Annotated in this window: 8 protein-coding genes and 1 tRNA gene; 2 read left to right on the top strand and 7 right to left on the bottom strand. The window is 61.1% G+C overall.

What is annotated here, in order from left to right:
• The 4 genes from VN419_RS09560 to VN419_RS09545 form a co-directional block, all read right to left on the bottom strand.
• A partial coding sequence (locus VN419_RS09560; RefSeq protein WP_325646887.1) for an MBOAT family O-acyltransferase occupies positions 1-1,280 on the bottom strand: 1,280 nt, incomplete at its 3' end.
• Positions 1,281-1,371: 91 nt separating this feature from the next.
• Positions 1,372-2,346 (bottom strand): SGNH/GDSL hydrolase family protein, encoded by a 975-nt coding sequence (locus VN419_RS09555; protein ID WP_325646885.1) that lies wholly within the window; start codon positions 2,344-2,346, stop codon positions 1,372-1,374.
• A 1,128-nt stretch (positions 2,347-3,474) separates the two neighbouring features.
• Positions 3,475-3,550, bottom strand: a tRNA-Ala gene (locus VN419_RS09550).
• 46 nt (positions 3,551-3,596) lie between these two features.
• Complete coding sequence (locus VN419_RS09545) at positions 3,597-4,298, bottom strand: hypothetical protein (protein ID WP_325646883.1); 702 nt, start codon at positions 4,296-4,298, stop codon at positions 3,597-3,599.
• A 160-nt stretch (positions 4,299-4,458) separates the two neighbouring features.
• Between VN419_RS09545 and VN419_RS09540 the strand changes: the two genes are divergently transcribed.
• Both VN419_RS09540 and VN419_RS09535 read left to right on the top strand, forming a co-directional pair.
• Positions 4,459-4,773 carry a hypothetical protein gene (locus VN419_RS09540; RefSeq protein ID WP_325646880.1) on the top strand — a complete coding sequence of 105 codons (315 nt, stop codon included), beginning with the start codon at positions 4,459-4,461 and terminating at the stop codon, positions 4,771-4,773.
• A gap of 106 nt (positions 4,774-4,879) precedes the next feature.
• Positions 4,880-7,597, top strand: a complete 2,718-nt coding sequence (locus VN419_RS09535) for a TIGR03960 family B12-binding radical SAM protein (RefSeq protein WP_325646878.1) — start codon at positions 4,880-4,882, stop codon at positions 7,595-7,597.
• A 7-nt stretch (positions 7,598-7,604) separates the two neighbouring features.
• Here VN419_RS09535 and VN419_RS09530 read toward each other — a convergent pair whose 3' ends face one another.
• The 3 genes from VN419_RS09530 to VN419_RS09520 form a co-directional block, all read right to left on the bottom strand.
• Complete coding sequence (locus VN419_RS09530) at positions 7,605-8,696, bottom strand: polysaccharide deacetylase family protein (RefSeq protein WP_325646876.1); 1,092 nt, start codon at positions 8,694-8,696, stop codon at positions 7,605-7,607.
• Positions 8,697-8,754: 58 nt separating this feature from the next.
• Positions 8,755-9,846: a M48 family metallopeptidase gene (locus VN419_RS09525; RefSeq protein WP_325646874.1), complete on the bottom strand. Its 1,092-nt coding sequence runs from the start codon at positions 9,844-9,846 to the stop codon at positions 8,755-8,757.
• A 119-nt stretch (positions 9,847-9,965) separates the two neighbouring features.
• On the bottom strand, positions 9,966-10,862 hold an 897-nt coding region (locus tag VN419_RS09520), incomplete at its 5' end, for a DUF362 domain-containing protein (protein ID WP_325646872.1).

The following is a 10,862-nucleotide window of genomic DNA, read 5'->3' as shown; positions in this document are numbered from 1 at the left end:
ATGCGGATATGCAACAGGTTGTCGAACTTGTGCAAAGCAAAAAAAACTATCAGCAAAAATAGCAGAAACAAGTTAGAAGTAAGGACCAATACGGGCTCACCCCAGTTCCCTGAAACGCTGGCGAGAAGAATAGTGTTCGCGACTTCAATGCTAGGCGCACGAAAGTAAACCCAACACAATGAAATAAAGTTAAATGTAAGCAACACACTTAGCACACCAGGCAAAGGTGGTAATGAGAATCTCCGTGACAATGTTGAGAAAATATTGACGACACACAAACCGAGCCCGTGCAAAGCCCCCCATGCGACAAAGGTCCAGTTCGCGCCGTGCCACAAGCCGCCTAATAGCATTGTAACCATCAGGTTGCCCATTTTGCGATACGGACCACACCGATTGCCTCCGAGTGGGATATATAAGTAGTCTCGCAGCCATGTTGACAGCGTAACGTGCCATCTGCGCCAGAAGTCAACTAGTGTACGTGCGGTATATGGCCGGTGAAAGTTCGTCGGCAACCCCACGCCAAGCAATAGCGCCACACCTATCGCCATATCTGTATATCCGCTGAAGTCGCAATAGATCTGCACTGAAAATCCGTAAATGCTCAGCAAAGCCTCAGTTCCACTTGGATGGCCAGTTGCATACACTCGGTCAACGAACTCTGCGATTTGATCAGCAAAGATCATTTTCTTCACGAGCCCGAGAGTAAATATCGCAAGCCCTGTCTTAAGTTTTCGAAAACTCGTTTTGCGCTGGTGCGTAATCTGCGGCAACAACTCCGACGGACGCAGAATCGGACCAGCGATAAGGTGAGGGAAGAAAAGGACATACGCTAGTACAGATTTAGGCTTTTCCGGACATGGATATCGACCAGTATAAATATCAACGACATAAGCGGTTAAAGTAAATGTGATAAACGAAATCCCGAGAGGTAGCGCCAAATCCACCAGTTTGTCAGTTGGCGCGCCAGTCAGTGCAGTCAGCGCAGAATGAAAAAAATTGAGATACTTATAAACAAGCAGAGGGAGAAATAGAATGCACAACGTACTGACAAGTATTAGCTGCTTGCTGCTCTTGTCATTGCGAGAGGAGATGCATATTGCTCCGATGTATGCCACCCCCATTAGAAAAAAAGGTATCCAGAGATACTCAATCTTCCAGCTACCATAGAAGTATGCACTACCAGCGATGATGAGCCAAACTCGCAATCGCACGGGAAGCAACAGGTGCAGGGCAAAGTACACAAGGAAAAACAATGCGAACGTTAACGAACTAAATACCATATGCGCTATACCTATACGGCCCGCTCAGCAATGCGCTGATGGTTAAACGTATTTGCTAATCCTGCGGATATTTAAACGAGACCAGGCACTATCAATGTGCCGCTGTCCGAAGAGTTGCAAAAATTGTTTCTGCCATAATCTTGTGCCCAAGAGCATTGGGGTGGGGGTCACCTCGCATAGCGTAGATCTGTTCCGGAGGAATTCCTTTCAACGCCGGAAGCAAGTCTATATAAACGTACCCAAGCCGCTTTGCGATAGTTTCCATCTTTTGATGTACGAAGTTAAACTTATAGTCCACGAGGTTATGTATGTCCGGAGTCATCGCAAGGTAGATGCGGATATTGTTTTGTTTCGAATACTCAGCCAGCATTCTTAACATATCCTGCATAACGACAAATCCGGGAGCTGTATCCGTATATACCGCCTGGTAGTGGTCAAGTAGGCTTGTCTCACCATTAGAGCCATGAAGCTGCTGCGATGCAACCCACAAGACGACAGCAAGCATACTATGGCGAAGAATAATGTTGCCATTATCTTGGCCTAGATTCTCTGCATCTCGCAAAAAATACTGAACAACAATATCCGTCGGTTTCAATGAGGTCAGTTTTTTGAAAAATTTGCTCACGTAACGAACAGTGTTGTAGTTGCCAACGCCTCCGTTGAACACAACAACATTTTCTCCTATGCTCTTAAACATTGAGCCCACTTGTTCACATGTGGTATCCTGTTCCGCGACGCCCCAACCCAAAGTAATTGAAGCACCGAGAAACAGAATTCGTCGTTCATCGCCACCCGGGGGAGGCACAGGCCCGCCACGGAGACCTTTCTCGTTTGTCCGTATCTCAACGCCTTGCAATATTGCAACCTTATTGGGAACGTGATCGAATGCCAACGCACTATCAGTGTCAAGTTTTTTCAGTTCTTTGGCGTAACGCCACATTTCAATGTCGTAATTTCGCATAGTACTATTCTTAACTCTCAGGATCATCTCACTGACAGCAAGGGCAAATAGCACCGAGAAAATAATCGCGGCGGTAGAAAAAAATATATTCCTGTATTTCATCATGGTACGACTCCAGCTAGTGATTCCCATCAAGAGAGTGCATATAGTCGGTGCTGATTACACTTTTACGCCAACAAGATTCAGCTAGGTCAGTCCGTCCTTCCTAGATTCTGACACGACCAAACATGCAGCGCCCCTAGGGGCTCTCAAAGTTTGTCAATGATTCATATTCGTATTTTTTTACTTACTTCATATACCTCCCCCCCCTTTTTGTCTAGACTGCCAATTCAATAAACAAACAGCTACGTTACGACAGCTCAGCGCTGTTTTGTTTAAAATACCGAGTGGTAATTCCGCCTCAGCCTAAGAGCTGAATCGTGAACATTCCCCATGAAAGGATATAGCACCTCGCCGTCCACTGACAGCCTGTCCCCCTCCTAGGCGAACTTTTCGGTTTCATATGCTGTGATCAACTCCCACTCGGTCAGGAGGGATCAAACTTGGTTACCCTTGCCACCGTCCGCGACAACGTAGCGAACAATCCCCCCACTGCCTTCGCATACGTTCATGGCTGCGAATTTCCCAGTGGTTCCTGGGCTGCAGGCCTTTATACAAGTTTTGATGAGGTCACAGCCAGTTGGCGGATAACAGACCCTTCGCGCTTTCGCACAACAGATAGAGGCCAAACGCAGACCGCAGTTCACAGTGCTTGTGGTTTTGGACGTGTCCAAGAAGCCCTCAACAGCAGGCGTATGTTATGGTTTCGACGTAAACGACAGTCAGGGGACATGCGACTGATTACTTCCGACTAGACCAGAGCCCCGCCCTACAGCCGCTCGAAACGTTAGACAATCGAACTTCAGCGTTTCGCTAAAATCCGTTGTTTCCTTCGGTGAAGATATGGAAGATTGAACTCCTGGCCTATCGCAGCGAATGCATTGCATCCTTCCGCACAGTGACTGTGTCCAGAAGTTTCATATGAATAACGCCCATGGAGAAGCAGGGGCGCGGGTCGCGCACGCAACGAAATAACCTTACAAGCTTCTTTGCAAGGTCTTGATCTTTCTGATGTCGAGGAAGAAATTGAAGGCCCCGCACTGGGATTTTTAGTCCCCCAAGCACACGCAGTAGCAATAAGTCAGAAAAAGAAAAAACGGCTTCCAGCATTTTGCTGCAAGCCGTTGTTTTCTTTGGTGGAGATGAGGAGGATTGAACTCCTGGCCTATGCGTTGCGAACGCATCGCTCTCCCAGCTGAGCTACATCCCCATGGGCGACCGGCGTTGCCGGACGGAAGGAACGTTTAGCCATTTTTTCAGTGATGGGCAAGTCCTTTTTGCACTGTGGGCTCCGGCTTTGCGGCCGCGGCCTCCGGCAGGCGTATTTTGAGGTACGGCGGCTTGGCCGCTCCCGGCCCGATGTTCCAACGGTACGAGCCGAGGTATGAGGACGGGGCCTTCAGGGCATTGTGCTCCAGCACCTCCACGCCCTCGGCAAGGGTGATGCTCAGGCTGCCCTCGGTGACGACGCCCAGGGCGCGCGCCTCGGCCCCCTCCACCGCGTCCTTCACGCGCAGGCGCAGGCTGCCGTCCGGCCCCACGGCATAATCGATGGGCGTGGTCAGCTCGCTCGAAATCATCAGGTTCCTGTTGATGGTCCACACACCGGAAAAGCTGAAGCGCACCCGCCCGTCGCCGATGGAACTCACGCTGTCGATGCGTTTGTCGCCCTTCAAGGCTTCCAGATCCTTCAAAAGCGGGGCCAGGGCCTCGGCCTGGGCCTTTTTCAGCTCCTCGGGCTTGAGCTTGCCCTGGCGCGCCTCGGCCTCCACGCGCTTCAGGGCCCGCCAGGCGTCCGGGTGCACGGCCGTGCCCTCGATGGAGGCCTTGTACGTGCCGTCGCGCTCGATCTTGATGCGCGCCATGTAGCGTTCCGGCACCCAGCAGCCGGCAAGCAGCAGAGCCAGCGCGCACAGCGCGGGCAAGAAAAGGCGGGGGGAAATCATGCGTCGGGTCATTGGCGGCCTGCGGCTCCTTGCGTGTTTCGGGCATGCTATCCCCGGGGCGGGCGGCTGGCAAGGCGCCCTCCGGCCTCGGCATTGACAGGGGGGCCGACCTTGACAGGGAACCGGCGAGCCCCTACCTTCCGCCTCACCAATCAACCAAGGAGTCACCCACATGGCTTACGATATTCGTCTGGTCAAGCTCATCAACGGCGAGACCGTCATCGGCAAGTGGAGCGAAGACGGCCAGACCATCAGCGATCCCGCCGTGTTGCAGACCGTTCCCATGCAGCAGGGCGTGCAGATGATGCTGCTTCCCTTCGGCTACCCCTTTGAGCAGGAGATCACCGGCAGCATCTCCACCAAGCACGTGCTGTACGAGTACACCAAAGCGCCCGAGGAGCTGAAGACCAAGTACCTGGAGGCCGCCAGCAACCTCACCCTTTCCGCTCCCGGCGCGGGCAACATCTCCCAGCTCATCACCAAATAGCTCCACATCCGCCTGTGATTGATGAAGGGGCGGCGGGCCAATTGGTCCTGCCGCCCCCTTTTCGTGTTCACCGTTCCAAGTCCATCTGCCCCCAAGGAGCCCGCGCGTGAAGGAACTTCTGCCCCTGCTGCCCCGTCCCAGCCGCTACCTCGGAAACGAGTGGGGCGCGGTCCACAAGGACCCCGCCATGGTGAAGGGCCGCATCGCGCTCGCCTTCCCGGACCTCTATGAGGTAGGCATGAGCTACCTGGGGCAGAAGATTCTGGCCCAGGCCATCAACGAGCGGCCCGAGCTCTACGCCGAGCGCGTGTATTCCCCCTGCGCCGAGGCCGCGGCCATCCTGCGCGAGCACGGCGCGCCCCTTTCCACCCTGGAGACCGACACCCCCCTTGCGCACATGGACGCCGTGGGCTTCAGCCTCACGCACGAGCTGTGCTACACCAACGTGCTGTTCATGCTCGACCTGGCGCACATTCCCCTGCGCGCGGCCGAGCGCCTGCGCGGCGGCCCGGAGAACTCCGCCCTGCCCTGGCCCATCATCATGGCGGGCGGCGGCGCGGCCTACAACGCCGAGCCCCTGGCCGAGTTCGTGGACCTCATGGTCCTGGGCGACGGCGAAGGAGTGATGCCCGAGCTGCTGAGCCGCATCGCCACGGCGCGCAGGGCCGGAACCGAGCGCGAGGAACTGCTGCGCGAACTGGCCGCCCTGCCCGGCGTGTACGTGCCCGCCTTCTTCGCCTGGGACGGACCGGGCCAGCCCGTGCGACCCCTTGTTCCCGGCTACGAGCGCGTGGAAAAGGCCATCGTGGCCGACCTGGCCAGCGCGCCCTTCCCCCTTTCGCCCACCGTGCCCTTCGGCCAGGCCGTGCACGACCGCTACACCATCGAACTTGCGCGCGGCTGCACACGCGGCTGCCGCTTCTGCCACGCGGGCATGACCTATCGCCCCGTGCGCGAGAAGACGCCGGAGCAGTTGGGCGGCATGCTGGCCGAGGCCATCGCCGCCACGGGCTTTGAGGAAGTCTCGCTGTTGTCGCTCTCCACCGGCGACTACTCCGCCCTGGAAAAACTTTTCGATACCGTGTTCGACCGCTGCGCGGCGGAGCAGGTGTCCATCAGCCTGCCCTCCTTGCGCGTGGGCTCCCTGTCGGAACGCATCATGGCCCGCATGGCCACCTTGCGCCGCACAGGCGTCACCCTGGCGCCCGAGGCCGGCAGCCAGCGCCTGCGCGACGTCATCAACAAGGGCGTGGACGAGGAAGCCCTGATCCAGCACGTGCGCACGCTGTTTGAAAACGGCTGGCAGCAGGTGAAGCTCTACTTCATGCTCGGCCTGCCCACGGAAACCGACGCCGACCTGGACGCCATCGTGGACCTGTGCGTGAAGGTGCGCGACGCCGCGGGCCGCCACGTGAAGCGCCTGCAGGTGACGGCGGCCGTCTCGCCCTTTGTGCCCAAGACGCACACGCCCTTCCAGTGGGAAGGGCAGATCAGCATGGAGGAGATCCGCCGCCGGGTGTATTATTTGAAGGACGCCCTGAAGCCCCACAAGCGCATCACCCTCAAGTACCACCAGCCAGAGATGAGCTGCCTTGAGGGCGTGTTCTCGCGCGGGGACCGCCGCCTGGGCAAGGTCATCGAGACCGCGTACCGCAAGGGCGCGCTGTTCTCCAGCTGGAAGGACCACCTACGCCTGGAGCACTACCTGGAGGCGCTGGCCGAGCATGACCTGAGCGCCGAGGAATTCCAGGGCCCGCGCGGCGTGGACGCCCCCCTGCCCTGGGACCATTTGAGCTGCGGCGTGACCAAGAAATTCCTGCTCACCGAGCGCGAGCGCGCCCTGGCCGAGAAGATCACCGGCGACTGCCGCTACGGCGCGTGCCGCAACTGCGGCGTGTGCAACATGGACGGCCGCGCTTCGGAGCTGCCCCTCCAGGCGCGGACGGAAGACATCCGCCCCCGTGTGGTCTTCGCCCGGCGCGACCAGGAGTCTGAGGCGGAAAACGCCGGCACCGCCCAGGCCCCGGCGGGCGGCCAGACCGCCGTATCCGACACTGCGCCCGGCGCCACGCCCAACCCCGTATCCGACGCCGCGCCGCGCCCCATGCCCACGCCCCTGCCCGCCCCGGGCGCGCGGCAGAAGAGCGGCAAGCACCAGCTGCCGCCGGACTGCGGCCTCACCGACCGCCAGGCCCAGTACCGCATCTGGTACGAGAAACGCGCCGAGGCCGCCTACTTAAGCCAGCTGGAACTCCAGAGCATCCTTGAACGGGCGCTTCGGCGCACGCGCTTCCCCCTGTCCTTCAGCGCGGGCTTCCACCCCATGCCGCGCATCTCCTTCGGCCGGGCCCTGCCCGTGGGCGTGGAGAGCGTGAGCGAATGGTTCACCCTGACCCTGCGCGAGAAGCTGGGCCCGGAATACGTGCTGGACACCCTGTCCGCGCAGATGCCCGGAGGCCTGAACCCTGTGCGCATCGAGGAGCTGCCCGTGCTCAAGCGGCCGGTGCAGGCCGTGCGCGAGACCTACCTGGTGCGCTACGTGGGCAGCGAGGCCGAGGTGGTGCGCTGGCGCGCCGACTGGGTGGAGTTCATGAAGCAGGACGTGGTGATGTTCGACCGCAAGAGCAAGAACGGCCCCAAGCCCACCAACCTGCGCGCCCTGGTGGCCGGCGTGGAGCTCAAGAGCGACGGCGACGTGGCCCTGACCTTCGACTGGTCCAAGGACTACATGAGCCCGCAGGCCCTGGTGCTGGCGGTAAACGCGCCCATCTCGCCCCTGGCCGCCCACGTGCTCAAGGTGGGCCAGCAGTTCCCGCAGGAGTAGCGCCTTCCTACTGGGCGGGCGGCACGGGCTCCGTTGTAAAGGGCCGCGCGGGGTCGGGCTTCAGCGTGCCCTTGCCGGGGAAAATGGCGTCATACTTCAGGTTGTCGCCGGGGATGGTGAAGTAGCCCCGGCGCACGCTTTGGGGCGGGCCCAGGCGCAGCAGCTCCCCGGCCGTCGCCAGCTCATAGCCGCGCGCGCGCAGAGCGGGCAGCAGGCGCTGCAGAATCTCATACGTCTTTTGCGGCACCGCGTTGGCGTGCAGCAAAATGATCGACCCCGGCCGCACCCGGGCCAGGGCGCGCTTGGCCAGCACCTCCGCGGAATGCAGTTCCTCGTCCCCCTCGCCGTCCACATCCCACTGGATGACCAGATAGCCCCGCTCCGCCAGGGTGTTCAACGCCAGTTCCGAGCTGCGGCCATAGGGCAGGCGCATGAGCCGCAAGACGTGCGGCACGCGCAGGGCCTCGGCCTCCAGCCCCTTTGCCGTTGCCCGGCGGACCAGCTCCGCGCGCAGGTTGGCATGCTGTATTTCGGTCAGGCGCAGCTGGCTGTCGATCTCCGCGCTGGTCATGAGCCCCAGGTTGCCGTGGGTCCAGGCGTGGTTGCCCAGCTCGAAGCGCGGGTCGGCCATGAGCTGCAGGGCGGCCTCCGGGTGCGAGCGCAGCCACTTGCCGCCCGCGAAAAAGGTGGCCTTGGCGTCATGCTCTCGCAGCAGGTTGATGATGCGGTTGTTGTAGCCCGCCACGTTGTTGGCGCGCTCGCAGAGATCGAAGGTGATGGCCGCCACTTTGCGCCCCCGGGCCGGAACCACGCGCCGGATGGCCCCGCGCAGGGCCTTGGGTGGCGCGGCCGGGCGCGGCGCAAGGCTCACGCCGGGATTCAGAACGGGAACGCTCGCGTCGGGCTCGCCCACGGGACCGATAACGCGATCCGCATCGGTCCCGGCCAGCTCATCCGGGGTCCACAGGACGTCAAGCAAGGCCTTGGCGCACTGGACTTGCGCCGGTTGCTCGGCCAGGGCAGGTGTGGCCAGCCCTGAAGCGATGAAACCCGACGCAGCCAGCCACAGGGGCAGCAAGGCGCAGAGTAATGGGGCCATGCGCATGGACGAGCGCTCCCAGAGGTTTGTGCGCCAGGATTCCAGACGCGCCAGGACCCTACTGCGCTGTTTCCGCCACCTTCGGCGTATCCTTCCTGGCCTGTGCGGACTTCATCTCCGGCACCAGGGGCTGCCCGGCCTTGCGTTTGTTCTCTATCTCCACGGCGGCGGCCTCAAGACCGACAAAGCGTGCGCTGGTGCTGGGGTGCGTGCTCCCCATGGTAATGGCGCCGGGGTTCTCCACGGCCATGCGCCGCCAAAGGTCCGGCACGTTCGAGATGTCGTACCCCGCCCTGGCGGTAAAATAGAGCCCCACGTAGTCGGCTTCGGACTCGAAGTCCTGGCTGTAGGCATTGGCGCCGATCTGCCCGCCGATGTTGGGGTTCACCCCGGTCAGGATGGCCACGGGCAGGTCAAGGAGCAGGGCGCCAAGGAGCGCGTTGCCCTGCTTGGCCCTGATGTGCCCCTGGTTATTGTGGGCCAGTTCATGCCCCAGGATGGCCGCCAGCTCATCATCCGTCTGGACGAATTTCATCATGCCCGTGAAAATGGTGATGCCCTTGCCGTCGGCATAGGCGTTGATCACGGGGTTCTGCTTGAGCGCCATGTCGTAGCCGCACAGCTTGGCGGGCGTCACGGTTATCTCGCGCCGTTCCCCGGAGCGCTCCAGGCTCAACTGCAGCGGAGCTCCCGTTGCCAGGGCCGAGTCCATGGCGGCCTGGGCTTCCTTCTTGTTCGCCACGGGCTTGCCGCCCACGGCAAGCAGCACGTCACCTTTCTGGATTCCCGAGGCCAGGGCCGGACCGCCCGGCGTCAGCTGGTACACGGTGACGCGGTCGCCCACCGCAAGCACGGTCTGCAGGGCCTCGCGATACTCCTTCGGGAAGTCTTCGGCCACGGCGTAGCTCATGCCCAGGCGATAGGAGACCACTTCGCCGCACAGCTCCAGATTGGCGCTGCGCAGGGCCCAGCCCACGCGGTCCATGCGGTCCAGCTTGGCCATGTAGTCGCGCACGGCCAGTTCCTGCTGCTTCTTCGCCTCCTCGCCCACGCGGGAGGTGTCGAAAACCGGCAGGTTGGCCTGCGGGGCGCAGGCGGCAAGGGCCAGAGCGCACAGGGCGCACAGAAACTTGGGGATGCTCTTGGTCATGGAGTTCCTCGTTATGCGGGCGCTATCCCCGGTCGATGCCGGAAGGATGCGCTCCGTGCATAACGCAAATCAGATGCGGAGCAAAGATCTATCCGGCCCCATCCATCACTCCCTCAACACTATCCCGCCACGAGAGCGATGGCCTTCTCCGGGCACATCTCCTGGCAGCAGAAGCAGGCGATGCAGGCGTCGCGCTCCACCACGGCCACGCCGTCCTCGATGCGCAGGGCCTGGGCCGGGCACTGGTCCACGCAGGTGCCGCAGGCCGTGCAGCGTGCGGGGTCGGCCTTGGGCCGCATGACGATGCGGCTTTCCAAGAGGCTTTGCAGGTTGGCCGAATGCTGGATGGCCCCGCCGTCCAGCGGCGGCAGGCGGAAGCCCTCAAGCACGGCCAGCTCGCCCAGCACCTCCACGGCCTCGGGGCTGAAGTCGCCCAGGCCGAGTTCCTTGGCCTTGTGCAGCAGCCGCAGTTTTCCGGGGTCGAGCCCGGCCATGCGGCAGATGACGGAATCGAGCGCCACGGCGTTGTCCGAGGCCAGCACCCGGCCGATCCAGCGCAGGTCCGTCGAGGCCGGGCCGTTGCCCTGCATGCCCAGGATGGCGTCCACGATGACGAAGTCCGGCGGGCGCAGGGCGAACACGTCCACCACCACTTCCTGGAAGCGCTCCGGGCTGCCGGAAAGCTTGTGCAAGAGCGCCTTCTGCGCGCCGGGCAGAATGCCGTAGCTGTTTTTCACCGCGCCGGTGATGACGGTCAGGCCGTGGGTCTTGAACTTCGGCAGCGAGATGAAGCAGTCGGCCTCCAGCACCGCGCGCGAGACGCTGACCTTGGGCATGGCCGCCACGTCGCCCAGCACGGAAAAGGGCACCTCCACCGCGTCCAGGCCGATGTTCTTGTAGTGGCCGAGGGAGGCCTCGATGAGCCCGGCGCGTTCGAAGCTCTTCTCGTTGGCGCCGTAGCCCATGAGGCCGGGGTTGTCGCCCACGGTTATCTGCGCCGCGCCAAGGTCCAGCAG

Source organism: Humidesulfovibrio sp. (genome assembly GCF_035560995.1).
Lineage (GTDB): Bacteria > Desulfobacterota > Desulfovibrionia > Desulfovibrionales > Desulfovibrionaceae > Humidesulfovibrio.
The sequence above is the reverse complement of the archived record's forward strand: the minus strand, read 5'-3'. Positions and strand labels throughout refer to the sequence as shown.

Bases quoted from the DNA above. Each gene is read 5' to 3' on its own strand.
- VN419_RS09555 (WP_325646885.1), bottom strand. From the start codon at position 2,346: ATGATGAAATACAGGAATATATTTTTTTCTACCGCCGCGATTATTTTC.
- VN419_RS09545 (WP_325646883.1), bottom strand. From the start codon at position 4,298: ATGACCCGACGCATGATTTCCCCCCGCCTTTTCTTGCCCGCGCTGTGC.
- VN419_RS09540 (WP_325646880.1), top strand. From the start codon at position 4,459: ATGGCTTACGATATTCGTCTGGTCAAGCTCATCAACGGCGAGACCGTC.
- VN419_RS09530 (WP_325646876.1), bottom strand. From the start codon at position 8,696: ATGGCCCCATTACTCTGCGCCTTGCTGCCCCTGTGGCTGGCTGCGTCG.
- VN419_RS09525 (WP_325646874.1), bottom strand. From the start codon at position 9,846: ATGACCAAGAGCATCCCCAAGTTTCTGTGCGCCCTGTGCGCTCTGGCC.